General features: G+C 31.6%; 15 protein-coding genes. All 15 read right to left on the minus strand.

Translation table 11 applies throughout. The features are described from left to right. Positions 1-10: 10 nt before the first annotated feature. On the minus strand, positions 11-2,134 hold the full coding sequence (locus KPL50_RS12510) for a helix-turn-helix domain-containing protein (protein ID WP_216298827.1): 2,124 nt from the start codon (positions 2,132-2,134) through the stop codon (positions 11-13). 638 nt (positions 2,135-2,772) lie between these two features. Then, positions 2,773-3,264, minus strand: a complete 492-nt coding sequence (locus tag KPL50_RS12515) for a hypothetical protein (RefSeq protein WP_216298829.1) — start codon at positions 3,262-3,264, stop codon at positions 2,773-2,775. Between the two features lie 91 nt (positions 3,265-3,355). After that, the gene (locus KPL50_RS12520) at positions 3,356-4,633 is read right to left on the minus strand and encodes an MFS transporter (protein WP_216298830.1); all 1,278 of its coding nucleotides are present in this window, start codon (positions 4,631-4,633) and stop codon (positions 3,356-3,358) included. 161 nt (positions 4,634-4,794) lie between these two features. Then, positions 4,795-5,319, minus strand: a complete 525-nt coding sequence (locus KPL50_RS12525) for a ferritin-like domain-containing protein (protein WP_216298831.1) — start codon at positions 5,317-5,319, stop codon at positions 4,795-4,797. An 89-nt stretch (positions 5,320-5,408) separates the two neighbouring features. Next, the gene (locus KPL50_RS12530; RefSeq protein WP_216298832.1) at positions 5,409-6,224 is read right to left on the minus strand and encodes an alpha/beta fold hydrolase; all 816 of its coding nucleotides are present in this window, start codon (positions 6,222-6,224) and stop codon (positions 5,409-5,411) included. 137 nt (positions 6,225-6,361) lie between these two features. Beyond that, positions 6,362-8,029 carry an ABC transporter substrate-binding protein gene (locus KPL50_RS12535; RefSeq protein ID WP_253200599.1) on the minus strand — a complete coding sequence of 556 codons (1,668 nt, stop codon included), beginning with the start codon at positions 8,027-8,029 and terminating at the stop codon, positions 6,362-6,364. Between the two features lie 68 nt (positions 8,030-8,097). Continuing rightward, the gene (locus tag KPL50_RS12540) at positions 8,098-9,075 is read right to left on the minus strand and encodes an ABC transporter ATP-binding protein (RefSeq protein WP_216298835.1); all 978 of its coding nucleotides are present in this window, start codon (positions 9,073-9,075) and stop codon (positions 8,098-8,100) included. Beyond that, positions 9,072-10,103 carry an ABC transporter ATP-binding protein gene (locus tag KPL50_RS12545; protein ID WP_216298837.1) on the minus strand — a complete coding sequence of 344 codons (1,032 nt, stop codon included), beginning with the start codon at positions 10,101-10,103 and terminating at the stop codon, positions 9,072-9,074. The genes KPL50_RS12540 and KPL50_RS12545 overlap by 4 nt, the downstream gene beginning before the upstream one ends. 9 nt (positions 10,104-10,112) lie before the next feature. Continuing rightward, positions 10,113-11,036, minus strand: a complete 924-nt coding sequence (locus KPL50_RS12550; protein WP_216298839.1) for an ABC transporter permease — start codon at positions 11,034-11,036, stop codon at positions 10,113-10,115. A gap of 5 nt (positions 11,037-11,041) precedes the next feature. Next, the gene (locus KPL50_RS12555; RefSeq protein ID WP_216298840.1) at positions 11,042-11,965 is read right to left on the minus strand and encodes an ABC transporter permease; all 924 of its coding nucleotides are present in this window, start codon (positions 11,963-11,965) and stop codon (positions 11,042-11,044) included. A 284-nt stretch (positions 11,966-12,249) separates the two neighbouring features. Then, complete coding sequence (locus KPL50_RS12560) at positions 12,250-13,311, minus strand: glycosyl hydrolase family 18 protein (RefSeq protein WP_309245177.1); 1,062 nt, start codon at positions 13,309-13,311, stop codon at positions 12,250-12,252. Positions 13,312-13,334: 23 nt separating this feature from the next. After that, the gene (locus KPL50_RS12565) at positions 13,335-15,020 is read right to left on the minus strand and encodes a glycoside hydrolase (RefSeq protein WP_216298842.1); all 1,686 of its coding nucleotides are present in this window, start codon (positions 15,018-15,020) and stop codon (positions 13,335-13,337) included. Next, positions 15,010-16,896: a glycosyltransferase gene (locus tag KPL50_RS12570; RefSeq protein ID WP_216298844.1), complete on the minus strand. Its 1,887-nt coding sequence runs from the start codon at positions 16,894-16,896 to the stop codon at positions 15,010-15,012. Before KPL50_RS12570 ends, KPL50_RS12565 begins: the two co-directional genes overlap by 11 nt. Before the next feature lie 48 nt (positions 16,897-16,944). Then, complete coding sequence (locus KPL50_RS12575) at positions 16,945-19,503, minus strand: polysaccharide deacetylase family protein (protein WP_216298846.1); 2,559 nt, start codon at positions 19,501-19,503, stop codon at positions 16,945-16,947. Between the two features lie 184 nt (positions 19,504-19,687). Further along, complete coding sequence (locus KPL50_RS12580; RefSeq protein ID WP_216298848.1) at positions 19,688-20,554, minus strand: response regulator; 867 nt, start codon at positions 20,552-20,554, stop codon at positions 19,688-19,690. Positions 20,555-20,556 lie beyond the last annotated feature (2 nt).

Here is a 20,556-nt window from a genome sequence, read left to right on the forward strand (position 1 = left end):
AATACTATATCTACTTAGAAATAATGTATTCACTTGGCGTGATTCCTTCATATTTCTTAAATACCCGTCTAAAAGTTACATCGCTATTGTATCCAACTAATACAGAAATTTGCAATATGGTCATCTGTCCAGTCAACAATTCTTTTGCTTTTGCTATTTTTTTTCGGTTTAAATAATCCAAAAAATTACTTCCAATCTGTTCTTTAAAGAATTTGCTTATATAAGGTACAGATTTATTTACGGACTCTGCCAACGCATATAAAGATATACTAGGGTTGTTACAATTTTCTTCTATGTATTTAAGAATATTTATTTTTAGAATTTCGTTATGGCTTGTTTTATTTTCTGAAATCTCATCACAAATCTTTTCACATAATTCATTTAGGTATTCTTGTAACTCTGCTAAGGTTTCCACCTTCATGATATGTTTTTCATCTATTGTAACTAAAGTGTCAAATTTTAAATCATTTAATGCCTTTAGAGCTGTTCCGATTAAATCGTAAAATAAGCATCTTCCATTATTTAAATACATATTATTTCCTTGCACATTTTTAGATATAATTTCTTCAATTACTTTCCTAGTTTCTATATATTTCCCTCTTCGTATTGCATTTAAAATTTCCAGTTCTTTGTCTATGGGATAATAATAGGTAGTGCTAATTTTACTTATTTCTTCATAAAATATGATATCGCTTTTATCATTAGTTAAGCGGTACTCCATAGCATTGCATGCCTCTTCATAAGAAAATTTTACATGTTTTATTGAATTATAGGGCTTTCCTACCCCCATACTGCATTTTGTAAAAAGTTCTTCTTCCATAATTTTCTTTAATAAAAGAGTACTTTCTTTTATTTTCTGTAAATTTTTCATATTTACTATTGCCACTTTTTTTGTACTATTCACCTCTACTAAATGCACCTTTGCTTCAAAACTTTTCATTTGTTCCGCCACCCTAATACTTAATCCACTATGAAGACCTTTAACATTTTCTAAAACAACTAAAACTACTATATAGTTTTCAAAGGGAAATTCAATTTCTAAAGAGCGCATCAGCTCTGCAGATGATTTTTCTCCATTTACATTTCCACTTAGATGCTGTAATAGCGCTGAATTTCTTAAAAAAGGCATTTGCTGTTCAGATTTTTTTCTAAGTAAATCTTCTTCGCTTAATAGTAAATAAATAGATTTACTTAAAAAATCATATTCACTGCTACACTCTGTTTCTTTATCACAAAACCTACCTTTCATTATGTTTACTAAATTTTCCACAGGTTTATAATTATAATTGGTAAATAAATAAGATAAACCCAACCCTATAAGAGAAAGAAGAATTGCAATTAAAATTGTAGCTATTTTTATACGATTTATATCAACCATTGCAATGCTATAAGGAATTATAGTAATATACTTCCATTGATTTACAGGAGAAATGTGATAAAAAACCAAATATTTTTTTCCGTTTATTTTCAATATATCTTGCAGCTTATTCATATCTTTTGAAAGTTTAACATTTTCTATATCAGACAAAATGTTTTTTTCACTATTTAAGGAAGTAACTAAATTCCCATATTGATTTAAAACATAAATAGAGCTATCATTGGATATTTGAAACCCCTTCAATCTATCATTCATTTCTTTTTCTTTTATATAAGAAAGGAAAAAGCCATGTGGTTTTTGGTCTATGGACGGAAGAGATTGTACATAACTAAATACCTTTTCTTTTTTTCCGTTAACTGTTAAATTTGACGCAGTAAAAATTTCCTTTATTCCATAGGAATTGAAGAGATGCTTCCACTGCACATACTCATAATTTTCTAACGTATAACTATCATCAAAGAAAGTTTCAGCATTTTGGGTACCAGCAGAAGATATTACAAATTCTTGTTTGGGAAATATTAACGCAATGGTATTTATGAAGTTATTGCTCACATCATATCCTTTTAATTCCAACACGTGATTATTCAATTCTATCTTACCCATGCGTGAATTGTCGAAAGATGGGCTTTCTGTATACATCATCTTTTTCACCCAAGGAGTGTAGGATAATTGAACACACAAATTGCTTACATCTTTAATTTTTATATCCATAGAATTGCTTAATTCCTTCATCATAGCCACATAAGATTTTTCCATTTGTTTGTTTAAAGTAGTACCAGCCCACCAATAGCTTAATGTTCCCAAACAAATAATCGGAACTAAAAAAACAACTAAATAGGATAAAAAAAACTTATTAAATAAATTTCTCATTTTCCAGCCAACTCCAATACTTTTTTTCTTAAAGTTTGCTTTTAAATAGGTAAACTCAAAGTATACTTAACGTCCTTCTATTTAAAAGTTATATCTATTCATTTTAACATATAATTTTTTATTTAATGAAATTTAAAAATACTCCAAACTTATTTTGTCATAGATGCTTTTCTAATAAACCTTTTCATTATTATTTTAATTTTTTATTATTATATTTTACATGATAATAAAATAAATATATTTGTCTTCTTGGTCTATTTATTTATACATTTGGTCAAAAGCCATAAGTGTTCCAGGTTTACTCTTAAATCCTACATGAAGTACTCCACTATTTCTTCCACTTGTGACTATCCTATACCGCGGAGCCAGGAAAAGTCAATAATATATGAAGCCTCCGCCATTCTATTCAATTCTTATATCATAAAACAAAGAGGCTGGAGTATAGAAAGTTCATTCCTATACTCCAGCCTCTTTTAATTCATATTATCTATTTAGTTTTTAATTTAATCTAATACCTTGCTGCCTTACCAATTTCTATAGACGAATTTAGCCTGCTTTAATTTAAGTTTTTTAATTACTCGTAGTACCCGTGGACGATTATAACGTTGGAGTATCATAGGGTATATATTCAAAAATATATTAATAATTATTAACCACATTGTTTCCTTAAATGAATACACCATAAAAACATATAGGGTAATGAGGGCAATTATAATAGCGATAATTCCGTGTCCAAATTCAGAGGCCCTTGTTCTGAACTCATAATATTCTAATAAAATTAATGATTTTCTAATGGGGGTTTCCTTTTTTCTACTTCTCTCCCAACCAATTAATACTAGGAATTTTCTGAAAAAATCAACGCCAAGGCACTTGTATATTTTTCCTTCCTCTTCAATAGGGTGACTATTAAAATAAGATGATTTAAGTTCTGGTATCAACAATGTTTCCCCTATAGACATCCAAATCATTAGTGTGACGTTTAGTGTAATACTATATGATAGAGATTTCATACTCATAAAGGGAAATAGAATGAATAACCCTACCCCAAATGTGGTGATTCCTACAATAATCCACTTAAGAAAGGTGTTTTTATTTACTTTGATCATTTTATATGCACTGCCTTTCTTTTAAATCCCTTAAAGAGGATTTGTGGCTTGACATTACAGACTGAAAATAGGTAAGTATAATTCCAAGGAGCAAAAGAAAAATGTTTAGCAGGAATGGAAGCCTACGATCTATGCCAGATAAAATTCCTGCAATCCATCCAAAGGGAGATGTAAACGCAACAACTATAACAAATAATATAGCCATTATTCTAGCTCTTTCTTGTGGATCTACTAGAAGTACTTGCATAGAATCAAGAAGTGGACTTATAAGGGATATACTACAAGCTTCTAAAATTATACTTATTACTAGCATGAAATATCCACTATCTGGAGTTACAATTAAAAGAATTTGACTAATTATGAACAAGGAAAATCCAATAATCAAAGGCTTCTTAAATCTTAAGGCTCCAATCCTATGAACTAAGGTAAAGAAGAAGATAATCATAACTGAGGCACGTATAAAAGGAAATATCCCTATAAACCTAGCTGGTATATGAATTCTTTCAGTTACAATAATTGCCCAGAAGGTATTATTTACTACCCCTATTATACTCATAATAAGCATAATTCCTAAGGTAAGTAAGGTTTCTGGGGTTTTAATTATTTGTATAAAGACTGTAGAATATCCCTTAAGTAAGGTAGGAATATTTGTGTTTTTTGTTTCTTCCATTCTAATCACGCCCTGCCTTGTTTCTGTAGAATACCTATTAAGTAGCAAGAACTTAGAAGTCATTATAACAAAAGAAATAATATAAAGAACTCTAACAGTTGGGACCAATTCAAATTTACCTATAAAAATTCCTGATATTGGTGCAAAAAATGCAGCACCCAATCCTAAAATGTAAACCCATGTATATATATTTACAATTTGCTCTTTATCACAATCCTCAACTAATAAGCAACTCCATGAATTCATTGTGACACGGGAAATACTATTTATTACAGCTGCTAGCACAAAATGAGAGAAATTCCTTGAAAAAGCCCATATCAAACAGGGAATACTCCAGGATAAAATATCAAAAATAAAAGTAGTTCTCTTCCTTCCTAGCTTGTCTGTAATTACTCCTCCAAGAAGTGAAAAAATAATTTGAAAAAACATTCCTATACTGGCTATAAAACCAATTTGGCTATCTGTAAGCCCCAAAGTGTACATATATATAGAAACATAGGGAGCAAATAAATTAAAAGGAATACCCCATAGTGGTTCAGTATAAACGCAGGCTCTAGGATTTCCTTTTAAGTGCATTAGTGTATGGATTAGTGGATGTTGTTTTCTCATAGCTCTATCCTTCCATTTACCCTTTTATCTTTTTATCTAGTTCATATTGATTATAGTATAAATTTGTATATTTATCAAAACTATTCTTTTCATCATCTGGTGCCACCCACGTGGCAAGTGGCAAAAATATAATGGATAGGCACTAAATGCCTATCCATTTTCTATATGTTTATTAAAGTCTGCCTGCCATATTTATTTTCATCATATTTTAATAATAACTGTGTCAAATGCTCAGTATGTTCCTTTTCATCATTAATTATCGAAAATAATGCATACCTAATATCTTGATATGGAATGGTAACTAACAGTTGTTCATAGAGGATTACAGCTTCAAATTCGCCTTTTATATCTTGTCTTATATTATTTAATATAATCTGTTTATCATATTTAGGTGTATATATCTGCATCGGTGATATTGGACCTGATTTATCGCCTATATGTTCTTTATAGCTTTTATATTGAAAAGGATCATATTTACGAAGCAATGTAAGAATCATACCGTAGTGTTTCTTTTCTTCTTCCATGATATGGTTCCAAATTGCATTTATATCTTCCATATTTGAGTTTGCAATGTGTTCGGCATAACCGTTTATGGCAATAATTTCAGCTATTAATATTTCTCTTAGCTTATTAGTATCAATTTTCGCAAAACCTTGAGGCTGCCCATTACTGTTGGTGTAACTCATTTTTATACCTCCAATGTTTATTATTAAACGATTACCAAAATTAGAAACCGCTATATAATATCAGTTTTGATTATACCAATCACTAATATTTACCCCTCAATAAATAAAGCCAATTCCCTGTTAAATCTGTCTTTCTCATCATAGAACAATGCGTGACCACTGAATTCAAATGGGATAAGTTTAGAATTTTTAATGCCTTGTTTTTGTGCCTGAGCTAATGGAAAGAGGCAGACCTTGTCATGAATACCATGAAGAATTAAAGTTGGAACGCTTATTTTACCAAGATCATAGAATAGGCGCTCTTCACCTAACCAAGTGGTGGAGGTTGCTGCAGTGCCCCAGCTTGATGCTTGTAGCCCCAATTGAAATATCCAATCTGAGAACGCCTCAGTTATATACTGAAAGAAAAACATGTCACCGAACCCCCTAAGCATCTTAGGACGATCATTATATGTTTCCGTTATAATATCTTTAACAACTTTTTCTTCTAAGCCATAAGGAAAATATGGACGCTGGATTAGACTCGGAGCTGCTGCTGCAAAAAGAGCTAGTTTCGATACTCCATACTGATTGTGCCTAGCCATGTATCTAATAGCGATCGCTCCTCCTGTGGAGTGACCCGCTAATGTAAAATCCTTTAATTTAAGTGCATCTACTACACCTCGAACATCATCTGATAATCTATCGTAGTCATAACCTTCAAATGGCTTATCAGATTCCCCGAATCCCCTCTGATCAATACCAATACATCTGTATCCCATCTTGGGAAGTTGATTAAACTGATATTCAAACAGCTTGTGATTTCCAGGCCAACCATGAAGAAACAATATTGTCTTTTCACCCTGGGGGTTAATATCCTCTACATAAATCTTCACATTTTCTTCTACCCTTATATAATATCCCAATCAAATACCTCCATGAATAATAATCTTACACTCATATTCTATTCTTATTGGGATGATTTTATTAATTATTTATGTTTTATAATAAGAAATTTACTAAATAGATTTAGCCGAGGTTTCCCCCGGCTATTTTGATTAAACTATTTTGCAGTTTTACCTTCAACGTATGCTCTATCAAAGTACATCATACCTGTAGGTATCTTACGAACTCCCTTTACATATGTCTTGCAAGCTACGTTACTTACATAGAAAGCTACTGGAATCATTGGCATATCATCCATCAGTATTTTTTCTGCATCATGTAACATTTGCATTCTTTTAGCCGGATCTACTTCTTTTTTTGCACCGAGTACAAGTTCATCATATTTTGGATTGTTATATCTAGGGTGATTATTTCCATCAGTACTTACCATAGTATCCAAAAAAGTCATTGGATCCATATAGTCACCAATCCAACCATCTCTAGATATTTGATAGTCTCCTGTTCTTCTTTGAGGAGTGAATACTTTCCAATCTACTTCAGTTAATTTAATATTTACGCCTAAACTCTTTTTCCACATATCTTGAACTGCCTGTGCTATTTTTGCATGTGTCTCACTTTTGTTATAAGCATATTCAAATGCTGGGAAGCCCTTTCCATCAGGGTAACCTGCTTCAGCAAGAAGTTTCTTTGCCTCTGCTATATTACCTTTTCCATCATAGAAATCTCCACCAACAGTTCTAAACTCTTTAGAGGCATCTGAATCACCGATACCGTAAGGAACCCATCCAGTTGCTGGTTTACGAGGATCTTTCCAAACTGCTTCAATTAGTAGTGGTCTGTCTATAGCTAGAGCTAATGCCTTTCTAACTTTAGCATTATCTAATCCCTTTACTTCGTTATTAAGGGATATATAATAATTTCCTATATATGGTACTGAAACAGCTTTTTTATCAGCAACTAATTTTGGTATATCGTTACTTGGTAGATCATCAAGGTAATCTACTTCTCCTGTTTCAAAAGCAGCAAGAGCAGAAGTTTGTTGAACTATCATTACAAACTTCATTTTATCAAGTTTAACTTCGGCTTTATTCCAATAATTATCGTTTTTTACATATTCCATACTGGCATCATGTGTCCATGAAGTAAGTTTAAAAGGTCCATTTCCTATATAGGTTGCAGGATCAAGTGTCCATTTTTCAGAGTCTTTTTCTACTATATCCTGCCTTACAGGCATCAAAGTTGAAAGTGCACAAAGTTGTAAGAAATATGGGGTTGGAACTTCTAGCTCAACTTCAAGAGTGTAATCATCTGTTGCTTTTACACCAACAGTTTCTACTTTAGCTTTTCCTCCATTGTATGCTTGACCATTCTTTAAATAGTATAATTGGTTTGCATAATCTGAAGCAGTTTTAGGATTCAAAACTCTTTTCCAAGAATATTCAAAGTCCTTTGCAGTTAAAGCCTTTCCATCTGACCACTTAGCATCTTTTCTTATATGAAACACATATTTCGTAGGTTTTGCTGCATCAAAATCAACACTTTCAGCAGTAGCTGGTACTGGTTTATTGTTTTCATCTAGTCTCATAAGACCCTCAAAAACTTGATTTGCTATTGTCATTCCACCTACAGTTGTTAGAAGACTTGGGTCTATAGTATCCGGTTCAGCCCCAACATTATAAACAACGGATTGCTCCTCCACTACTTTTGTCTCCGATTTTGTTGCTTCCTTTACAGGTGCTTTAGTAGTACAACCTACAAGCATAGTCACACTAAGTGCTATGCATAGAGCCAGAGTTATTTTTCTGCTTAACTTTTTCTTGTTCAATATTAACATCCCCCTTCAAATTATAATTATCTAAATATTTAAGGATTAAGCTTGTTACACTCTGTCCTTTAATAAAGATGACAGGCTACTTGATGGTCTCCACCCATACCCTTTAATTCTGGAGTTACTTTGGTACAAATTTCTTTAACAAATCTACATCTACCTGCGAACCTACATCCTTCAGGTGGATCAATAGGACTTGGAATATCTCCTTCTAATATAATTCTATGACTAGCCGCAGCTTCATCAGGATCTGGTAATGGTATTGAGGATAATAGTGCTTGTGTGTATGGATGTAATGGATGTAAATATACCTCGTTACTATCACCGATTTCCATCATCTTACCTAAGTACATTACTCCAACTCTTTTTGAAATATGCTTTACCATAGATAAATCATGAGCTATAAAAAGGTAAGTAAGTCCCATGTCTTGTTGTAATTCTTCTAACATATTCACTATTTGAGCCTGAATAGAAACATCAAGCGCTGAAATAGGTTCATCACATACTATGAAATCTGGCTCAACTGCTAGAGATCTAGCAATACCTATTCTTTGTCTTTGGCCACCAGAAAATTCATGAGGGTATCTATTTATGTGTTCGTTATTTAAACCAACAATGTCTAACAATTGTTTAATTCTATCTTTCCTATCATTACCAGTTGAAAGTTTATGAATATCAATAGTTTCACCAATAATGTCTCCAACTGTCATTCTAGAATCTAGGGAAGCATAAGGGTCTTGAAATATTATCTGCATTTCTTTTCTAAAAGTAAGCATCTTCTTTGGGGATAAGGTTTCAATATGATGACCATTATATATAATTTCACCAGAAGTTGGTTCGTAAAGCTTTAAAAGGGTCCTGCCACAGGTGGTCTTTCCACATCCAGATTCTCCTACCAGACCTAAGGTTTCTCCTTTTTTTATATCAAAGCTTAAATCATCAACCGCCTTAACAAAGCTATTTCCTTTTCCGAAAAGTCCTTGTCGTACAGGAAAATATTTTTTTAGGTTTCTTACGGACAATAGGTATTCCTGCTCCTTCATATTATCTGCTCCTTCCTAAGTGGTCTTTCTACCTTTGGGGCATCTGGATGATTTAACCAGCAGGCAGCACTATGAACACTACTTGTTGAATCGATATTATCAATTAAAAAATGCTCAGGCATCTCCGACATACATACTTCCATGGCGTAAACACATCTTGGAGCAAAGGGACACCCTTTTGGAGGGTCCAACAAATCGGGTGGTTGTCCCTCTATAGGTTTCAATTTTTCACGTACGAGATTCTTAGGATTAGGAACACTATTTAAAAGCCCCCAAGTATAAGGATGTTTTGGATTATAAAAAATATCTCTTGTGCTTCCTGTTTCAACGATATATCCGCCATACATTACATTAACACTATCGCAAAGATCTGCTACAATGCCCAGATCATGGGTTATTAAAATTATTGAAGTATTAAGTTTTTTTCTAATGTCCTTAAATAGTTCCAGTATTTGGGCTTGAATGGTTACATCAAGTGCTGTTGTTGGCTCGTCTGCAATTATTAATTTTGGACTACAGGATAGAGCTATTGCAATCATTACTCTTTGCCTCATTCCACCTGAAAATTCATGAGGATACTGTTTTAATCTCGCTTTAGGATTTGCGATTCCAACAAGATTCAGCATATCCATTGCAAGTTTAATCGCCTGCGACTTTGAAACCTTTTTATGAAGTATAATAGGCTCTACCATTTGTTTCTCTATGGTGAGAACAGGGTTAAGAGAAGTCATAGGATCTTGAAATATCATGCTCATATCGTTCCCGCGGATCTTTCTCATAGCATTATTGTTGTATTTTGTTATATCTACGTTATCAAACATAATTTGACCATCAATCAATTTACCATTATCAGTTAATAACTTCATTATGGAAAGCATAGTTACAGATTTCCCACTACCCGATTCTCCAACGATACCTAAAGCATGGCCTTTTTCTAGAGTAATGGATACATTTCTAACAGCCTTTACTTCTCCAACATGAGTAAAAAACGAAGTATTTAAATTTTTAACTTCCAGAATTTTTTCCAAGTTAATCACCTACTTTCTCATCTTAGGGTCAAGGGCATCTCGAAGACCGTCACCAAAAAGGTTAAAACCAATCATTGTTATTGAAATAGCTAAAGCTGGAATAAATAATTGATAAGGAAAAGTCTTATAAGTAGCTAGTGCATCATTACACAGTGTTCCCCAACTTGACATTGGAGCCGCAACACCAAGCCCAATGAAGCTTAAAAAAGCTTCTGTGAAAATCGCTTGAGGTATAGAAAGTGTTAACGTAACTATTATGGCACCCATTGAATTAGGTATCAGGTGTCTTAAAATAATTCTGAGTTTACTGGCACCTGCAGCTTTTGCCGCCAATATAAATTCCTGCTCCTTTAAGGATAATACTTGTCCACGTACAATACGGGCCATTCCAACCCAATATATAATTCCTAGGGTTATAAATACATTTAGGAGACTCTTACCTAAAACCACCATTAAAAGTATTACATATAGCATCATTGGTATACTATAAAGAACATCTACAATACGCATCATAATATTATCTACACTGCCACCATAATAACCTGAAATGCCGCCATATAATACTCCTATAGTCAGGTTAATCATTGCCGCTACAACACCTACAGAAAGAGATATTCTAGCTCCGTACATAACTCTCACAAATATGTCTCTTCCGAGCTCATCAGTGCCAAACCAATGAACTCTATCAGGCCACTTGTTTGAATTCAAAAGATCATTTGTAGCATAATCAAATTTGCTTATTAAGGGACCTACAATAGCCATGATTAACACAATCATAATTATCACCATTGAAAGCATAGCTACTTTGTTCCCTTTAAGTCTTCTAAGTGCATCCTGCCAGTAAGTTTCGCTTTCACGATTCGCTACATAGCTTTGTCTTTTTTCAATGCTTACCGGGTTAAAATTCGGTTTTTTTAAAGTATTTTCAGTCATTATCATCACTCCCCTTCAATGTTAATCCTAGGATCTACAAATGCATAAAGAATATCTACCAAGAGGTTACAAACAATTAATAAGAAACTGTAGAAAACTGTCACTCCAAGGACTAAGGTATAATCTCTGTTAGATATACTATCCACAAAGGATCTACCAAGGCCTGGTATTGTGAAAATTCGCTCTACTACAAAACTTCCAGTTAAAATTGCTGCTACTAGTGGTCCGATATAGGTAATTACGGGAAGTATAGCATTTCTTAATGAATGTACAAAAACAATTGAAGTTTCAGATAACCCTCTTGCTCTTGCAGCTCTAATATAATCTTGGCGAATAACATCTAGCAAACTGGATCTTATAAGTCTAGATATAAACGCCATGGAAAACCCCGCTAGAGCCATTGCAGGTAGAACATAGTGCTTTGGACTTGACAGTCCAAATACTGGAAACCACCTTAGCTTTTCTCCTAAAAAATATATAAGAAGAGTAGCAATTACGAAGGATGGGATAGTAACACCTAATGTACTTATAAACATTGCCAGGTTGTCCTGCCACTTTCCTTGTTTATAGGCGGATATTATCCCAAGGATTATCCCAAAGACTAATGATATAGAAACAGCAACAGCCCCCAGCCTCGCGGATACAGGAAAGCCTCTATTAATAATGTCATTAACGGATGTTCCTCTTTGTTGAAATGATGGTCCAAGATCTAATTTTACTAAATCGCCAATGTAATCCTGATACTGCCACAATAGCGATTTATCTAAATTATATCTTTCTGTAATGTTTTTTAATATCTCTGGTGGAAGAACCTTCTCTCTATCGAAAGGACCACCAGGAATTACATGTGCAAGTATAAATGTTGCAGTAACTACCACCCATAAGGTGATGATGCTTGAAATAATTCTCTTCAGTATGTATTTTGACATGCAAATCCCCCCTACATGTTAGTAAAATTGTAAATAGAATGTTACTAAATTACTAATATTTATATATTTATACCATATTTTTCACATAATGACAAGCTTATTTCACAATATTCTGAATTATGGTGCCATCCACGTGACAAGTGGCATATTTAAGATATAATCCTATGACTTACAAGTGACAAAAAAATAATGGATAGGCACTAAGTGCCTATCCATCATACCTACCAAACTCTCTATCTTAATTTTAAAGTTTTACTAAAAATAATCCTTAAAATTTTCACTTCTTAATTATCATATTCAAACAAATTGCCACCAAGCCTCCAAATACTAATATCATATCCCTTTTCTATTATAACCTTCATCCAAGACTCTAAGGTAATTTTATCCGCATACCATACCTCATGTTCTATATTCTTTTCATCTGTATAATTGAAAAACAAGCACTGACTTTCATCATCCCGTTCTGCTTTAGAGCCATATTCTTTTAATATTCGGTTAGCTTCGGTTTCTGAAAGGGAAGTATTTTTGCCACTAGATGCCCAGTTAAATCCGCCAGTTGCAATTGCAAAATCCTTCTTTCCTGGAATCTTGCTGGTTTTTTCCATTAACTCCCTAATAAATTTAGGATTTGCTTTTTCTCCTGGTTCACTAAAGCCTCCATGCAAATTGTAGCACATTATTACATAGGTTGGACCTTTCGCAAAACTCAATTTTTCAAAAGGTATGTTAGGCTCTAATATAACTCTTACTTTTAAACCTTTTCTTTCAGCCTTTTGGTATAGTTCATTTATAAATAATATATAATCATCCCACAATTTCATATCATTTTTTATTTGTTCATAATCAATTTCTATACCATCAAAGTCATATTTAACTGCTAGGTTAATAATCTCTTGAATATGAGTACTTCTTAAATCCGAATTGTTAAATAAAGATTTCAATAAATTCCTATCTTTTAATATAGAGCTGCCATCACTATTTATTTTATCATTGACAATAGTTATATATTTATTGTAATCATAACTCTTTGTTTTATTGTAATAATCAATTAAATTTTCTGGCATAACTAATTCATTAGTGGAATTAAAATTAACTGCAAAATAACAAATATTTTTTAATTCCATATCTAAAGTCTTAATTTCTCTATCAGAATTTAGATCCCAATATGCAACCCACGCTGATAAATTATTTATATTTTCTTCAAATACTTTTTTATCTTCAGCCAACACTACCTTATTATCTTTCTTATTAAAATTATTTTCTTTTGAATTAACATTTATATATATAACTGACATCATTAATACTCCTAATAATATTAATCCAGTAAAAATCAAGTTTTTTCTCACACTATTACTCCTTACCTCTTTAACTATAAATTTTTAATAAACCAATTCACAAGTTTATTGAATGTACCTTTAATCTTATAAGTTGCAGCTTTCACTCCTTTTAAGGAAGAATCATATAACACTTCATTATTTAAATCAGTAACTTTAAAACTTTTGAATACACCGTCATATACATCGTCTGCAATATTTCTTTGGCTATATCCATATTCTCCCCATGCAGACTCAAGAAAAATACTTCCTTCATTTTCATGGCTTACTTCTAAGCCTTCTACTATCTTCTTTTCATCAATAGTTAAAGTAAGTTTTTTATGGATTAATCTTATATCAATTTTTTTACTTCCTGGTTCCTTTATATCAATTTTTTTATCCTTATTCTCTTTACTTAATTCTAAAGAATATATGATGTTTTTATTTCCATTTGAATTTTCAATAACATTAACTATATTATTAATAATTTGAACACATATACTATTGCTTGTATCTTCATTGGATCTGAAGTATAAAGACTGAGAACCTATACTATTACCATTTAATGTAGTTGTTATTTTTATATCCTTATAACTTTCACTATTTGACAACTTTATAAGCCCTTTATCCTTAGGCAATGATGTTAATATAATCTTATCATCTATGTACTCTGCTTGTCCTTTTATCCCCTTAAATTTACTAGCTTTTTCTTCATCTCCTACAACAAATTCAATATTTGATTTAGTATCATCCCAGATTCTCATTAATAAATGATTAGTGGACCAATATGCCTGTGGTTGAATCCTCGTTAAGTCATAAATAGAGCTGCCTAATAAATTTAATGCGTTTCCTTCTCTATTAAAATTTACACTAAATATCTCTTTAATCTGTTTGCTATTTACTTCACTAGCTTTATCATTTGTACCAAATTGTCCAGTATTTGAATGCATTAACGCATATAAAGATGGTATGTATCCAACTTCTTCCTTATATATATTTGATATTTTTTCATAATCATAATGTATACGCTCTTTCATCTCTTCATAAGTTTCCATAGGAATTCCATATCCATCTCTAATGTAATCCATCAAATAATGATTGTATTCTCTATCAATTTTAGATGCTAATTTTGAGAACTCTACGGAATTTAATCTGCCTAAATAATTAGAATCACTATCAAAAATATTTATATATTCTAACCTATATCCATTAGTCCCTAGTTCCCAATAAGAACTATCTTTTAAGTGCAATAAATCTTTAGGCATTAAAAATTTCGAGTCTTTTTTTGCAAATTTATCTGCATAAGTCAGCATTGTGGCTTTATAATTATATTCCTCTAGAAATATTTGAGAAAATATTGCTGTATCTCTTCTTCCATCCTCAAACAATAAAAACAATGACTTTTCTGGTAAGTCCTTTCTTTTTGCATAGTAATCTAATATATCTTGCTGAGTAATGGTTACATATCCATTATCTTTTAACGCTTTAATTTGCTTTTCTAATGATTCAGTACTTATTAGCGTAGGATCTCCAGTTCTATCTACACCAAAATATGATATGGCAATAAACCCACTCTTAATCTCGTTAGAAATATCATCTGAGCTATAGGGCTTATATACTGAAAATGTAATTACAGCTTTTATAATAACTAATAATATTGCAAATAAAACTATTCCTTGAACTGTACCTCTAATTATTTTAATTCTATCTTTTTTTTCAGGAGAAAAAAATTTATTTTTCATATTCACTCTCTCCCTTTTTTCTTAATATACTAAAGCCTTTCCTTCGCTCTTTTTTCATTTGAGCTTCCACATCACTTGGAGTCATTCTTGTACCCCAGGTAGATTTCCAAAAGGTTACCCAAGCTATAGGCATTTGCCATAGCAATACGGCTTCATAATAAACACAAAATAAAATTCCAAAAATCCAAGTTGTACTTTTTCTAAAGAACATTTGAGCAAAACTCATCATTAATGCCATCATTAATAGTCCAACAAGAAAGGTGGTTGGAAATATATTATGTACAATTGGCACATAGATTAAGTTATAAGTAACTATTATAGGTGCAGCAATAGGAACAAATACTCCCATTAAAAAGAAAGAGGCCATAAAAGGTTCTTTTTTCCACATAAACTTTCCTGCGATAATTGATTCTCTGAGCCAGGACCTTTTCCATCTCATTTGTTGTTTAAGAAACACCTTATACTTATTAGGTACAATAGTTGCACAAATTGCAGTATCTTGATAACTAGTTCTATTTCCATTCAATACAATATTAGTCATAGCTCTATCATCACCAAAGGTTGCCTTATGACCTAAAAATCTTTGGTTTATCCACTGATCCATATTATCTATAACTATTTGTTTTCTATAGCAGGATAGTGGTCCTGATAAACATGTAACTGCATCAAAATAAGCCTCTGCTGCCTTCATAATTCTAAAAGCAATATAATATCTAACAGACTGCATTTTAGTTAAAGTATTTGTATACGTGTTAGCAACATCTGTTCTACCTGCCACTCCACCCATCTTAGGATCTTTAAAAGGTTGTACTAAATTTCTTATTGCAAAAGGATCTAAAAAGCTATCTGAATCAACAAATACAACTAAATCATGTTTTGCGTTTATTACTCCCCTTGAAAGTGCATCCCTTTTTCCTAAGTTCTTTTCTTGAACAAAATACTTCACCCTACCTTTTGCATCAAATCTTTCTGCTTCATTAGTTAATTTATTTATGGTCTCAATAATTTTTTCTACAGAGTCATCATCAGAATAATCATCTACAATTATGACTTCTAGATTATCAGTAGGATAGTCTTGGTTAATGCAACTTAAAATTGTTCTTTCTATCCACTCTTCTTCATTAAAACAAGGAATTATAATTGTTACAGCTGGTGTATAGTCAACATCTATTGGCACGGGCTTGTATAAACCACCAAACAAATATCTACTTAATAAAAATACAGCTGCAATAATACTATATAAATATAACCACTTATTAAATTTAAAATATATAACACTTTCTGCCCGCATTAATATAATGAATATACTTATAAATAATAATACTATACTAGATGTAGTTAAGACATACCTCCCTTTTTTTCTATTAGAATATTCTGATAATGTTTCCATAAATTCTATACCACATAATATTTTTCCATCCGCTTCGATAGACTCTCGAACCTTTTTCCCTTTAATTTTAACATTCATTTCATAGCCTTCTGGCATAGAACCAGGTAATATTCTAAATTCTAATTTAATATTATTTGCATTGTTAATTCTATTTAATTGTTCACTATCTTTTAGTTCTATTAAAATTCCAGTAGTAGAAATATCTAAGGATTTAACGTTAAATGTGCTATTGTCCTTTTGGCTTTTACACTTCATTTTAATATCAGTTTGACTTATATATCTTATTCCAGCTTCTTTACTTTTTATAAATGAATTTACATTACCATTATAATCCGCCAGTATCTTTTCCCCTCTACGATCAACACTATTTCTTATAGCTTCTTTATCAGGAACATTTGCCAGTAGCCTTCTATCTCTACGGGGATTTAATAAAGTATCCCCCGCCTCATCTTTATCATTCTTTTGCTTCTTATATTCAACCCTCATCCTTCAAACTCCTCATCAACAAATTAAGGCACATTCAAATAAATAACATTATTTTTCTAAATAATCACTTAACTTTGCAACTTTATATTTTTCTCCATACAATGCTTTTTCATTGTTAGTTAAGAATATGTCTATAGCTTCTGCAGTGTAATAACTTTGATCATTCATATGCATTACTACAACATTACCCTTACCCTTAACTAATTCTTCTTCTATATAATTAACGATTTCCTGTGCAGAAGTTCTTTCATAGTCATGAGTTGTAATATTTCCACTAATGGAATATTTATATCCACTTTCAAGTACAGCAGCTAGCCCTTCTCTTCTTAATAGTAAGGTAGGTGGTCTAAAATATGGTCTTAATGAATGTAAATCGCCTATTATACTCGCCATAACATCATAAGATTTAATTAAGGAAACTTCGAGTTCTTGTCTATTCGCCTCTAAAAGTTCATGATTATAATTATGACTTCCTATATCATGACCGTTTATTGCAATGCTTCTAAGTAGGTTTGGATTAACATTTGATATATCACTATGAATATCTGCATATTTTGATATTGCAAAGAATCCCGCCTTTGCTTTATGTTTATTTAATACGTCTAGTATTTCATTTATTATTGGGTCTCCCCCCCAATCATCAAAGGTAAAAAATATAACATTTTCACCTTTTGTATCAATGACCCCATTTTTATCAATAGATAATTTTTCCTCTTCACTAAAATCACTTAAATCTACATATTCATTACCTACATAATTAGTTTTCATCATGCTTAGTGCATCTTCATAGGTTCTTTTTTTCATAGAAATTGGACTTTTTATAATATTGTATCTACCGAGCTTTGATGATGTTTCAATAGTATTTTGTAAATTACTTAATGTTACTACTAAATATCCTAATGGTTTTTGAGCTAAATCATAGGTATGTAACTTGTCATTATATTTATTAACATAACCATTTTGAACATAATTTTTAGTAACTAGCTCAATTATATTGGCAATAACATCATCATTTTTAAATAAATCTGCATCTAATCTAAAATAAACTATCTCGCCCTTTTTAAGTGATGCATAGGAATTTACATTGAAATAGCTAGTCATTATTTCTTCAGCATTCATATTTTTATATCTAGAAATAATAGGTGCCTTTGAATAGGTAAATAATTCATAATTTTTAAAGGAAGGCATATTAGTCATTGCAGATATTGCTTCTTGAATTTCAGTATCTGCATACCCATATCCAGCCATATATGCATTTGTAATTATTCCTTTCTCTTTTAACAATTTATCAACTTCATATATTTCACTACAAATTTCTTCTGCTTTCTTTTTTAATAAATTAGAACTAGTGGTTATGCCTCCATTTCCAATTTCATGACCCTTACTTAAGATTTTATTTATTCTATCTGGATAATTTAATATTTCTTGTTTTGTTACAAAAAATGTTCCCTTAGCATTAAGTTTTTCAAGTGTTTTCAGTACTTTATCTAAGCTAGTTTCATTGCTTAGGCCTCTAAATGTATATGCTAAAGACTTTTGGGTAGTGTAAAATTCTGAAATAATAGGAACAAGTCTTTTATTATTTTTTTCTATTAATTGTTTAAAATTTATTAAATCTACATCATTTTCAACGCCCTTGTTTCCTAATGTACTATTTTCAATGTTTTTATTTTTTAATATATTTTGATTCTTTAATATATTTTCATTTTTTTGTAATTCATAGTATTTTTTAATACTTGGTAACTCAGATAATTTAACAACAGTTTTATTTTGTTCCTCTATTGATTTTGAGAGCCATTCTACTATTTGTATAATAGTAACTTCTGAATCTTCTTTATCCCTTTCCTCACTTATACCATCAGGCTTATCTATGGCAGGTTTCTCTTCTACTCTTTTTTCTCCATATTCAAAGCTATCAAGAACGCCTTCTAATTTTATGGAGATTATTGTTCCTTTTGCTAAATATTTTATATAGCCATATGCTTGGGTATAATTTTTAAAACTTTGATAACTTACATAATGATCACTATCAACAACATATTTATTACCCGATGCATAAACTGCTGTTAAGATATTTTCATTATAAACTGTAGAATTACACTTTAGTAAAATAGGATCTACGCCAGTTATAGATTTCAAAATCTTATTAGTGCTACAAAAATCAGTAACTAACTCTTCTTTAGATAACTTTTCCATATTCTTAGTCCTAGAAAGAGTTCCACTGCCTATATCATGTCCACCCTTTTGGATTAGTTCCACTATACTAGAGTCCTCAGCTGCTTTAATTCCTGGAATAAAAAAGCTTGCCTTAATTCCGTATTCATCTAATATATGTATTATTTTATCTATTGTATCTTTATTACTAAGTCCCTCAAATGATAATGATACTATATTTGATGTTGTCTTTACATTTGTTATAACATCTGCCTTTTTACTACTATTTAATGTGTTTAATGCCTTTTTAATTTCTTTTGACGCATCATATTTACTTTTTTTACTTATAGTTACTTCTCCTGAACTAGTATTTATATTATAATTTTCATATATAAAAGCACCTACAAATATGCTTATTAATAAAATTATAATAACAATATACTTTTTTTTCATATTTCACCTCACAATTATGAATTTATCGCGTTATTCCTATCATATACCATCAACCCTAAATGAACCCTAAATGAAAGATGTCCTATAGGATTAATTAATCCTATAGGACATCTTCTCTAAAGCCTTATATATCAGTGTTTTGACGATTTTTATGTAAACATATAAAATATTGTCGAAATTTCTTTTATTTATTTTTCTTTAAACCGGGTCTCATATTTTTGCACATTTCCTGGAGTTCAGCAGCTCTTGGTTGTGCCCAAGCATACCCGCTCTCTTCCATATATCCTCTTTGATTTAACTTATTAAGTAAATGAAAATTCTCTTTTCTTTTTATCTTATTGCTTTTAACCAACTTTTCTAGTTCATAAATATCAGAGTTGACTTGGTCTGCCACTATTCTATAATTTCCACGACCGCTTTCCAGTATGCGAGATATACCTGCTTCTGCTAATCTTTTTCGTAGCAAATAGGTGGTTGCATGAAAGTTCGTTTGGGCTTTTTCGGAATTATAGTCCGGCCAAAGTGCATGTGCTATTTTTTCCCAACTTACTGGTACACCATTTTTGTGTGCTAAAAAAGCCAATAGCTCCTTTGCCTTGGAATTTTTCCAGGTCAGTGCTTCACCATATAAGAATATTTCAAAATCGCCAAAGGATTGAATAAAAGGTTTCTCTGAATGTCTTACTATCCTTTTGGTTTTCAACAACCGCATTATGGTTTTTCCAAGTCTTTCTTCTGTTAAGGGCTTTAGAATATAATCCATGGCCTGCAATTCAAAAGCCTCCACAGCATATTGGTTAAAGGCAGTAACGAAAATAACGTCTATGTTTTCATTGTGATCTAATATCTGTTCTGAAAGCTTAAGGCCATTAATGCCTGGCATTTCAATATCTAAGAAAACGACATCAAGTGGATGTACTTTTAAATAGGATAATAACTGTTCCCCTGTTTCAAATAGACCACATAGCTCAAATTCTTTAAATTCTGACACCATTCTTTGGAATCTTTCAAGCACGTGCATCTCGTCGTCTACTGCCGCAATCCGTATCATAC

Origin of the sequence: Clostridium sp. CF012 (assembly GCF_018861755.1) — a bacterium.
Classification (GTDB): domain Bacteria; phylum Bacillota; class Clostridia; order Clostridiales; family Clostridiaceae; genus Clostridium_AD.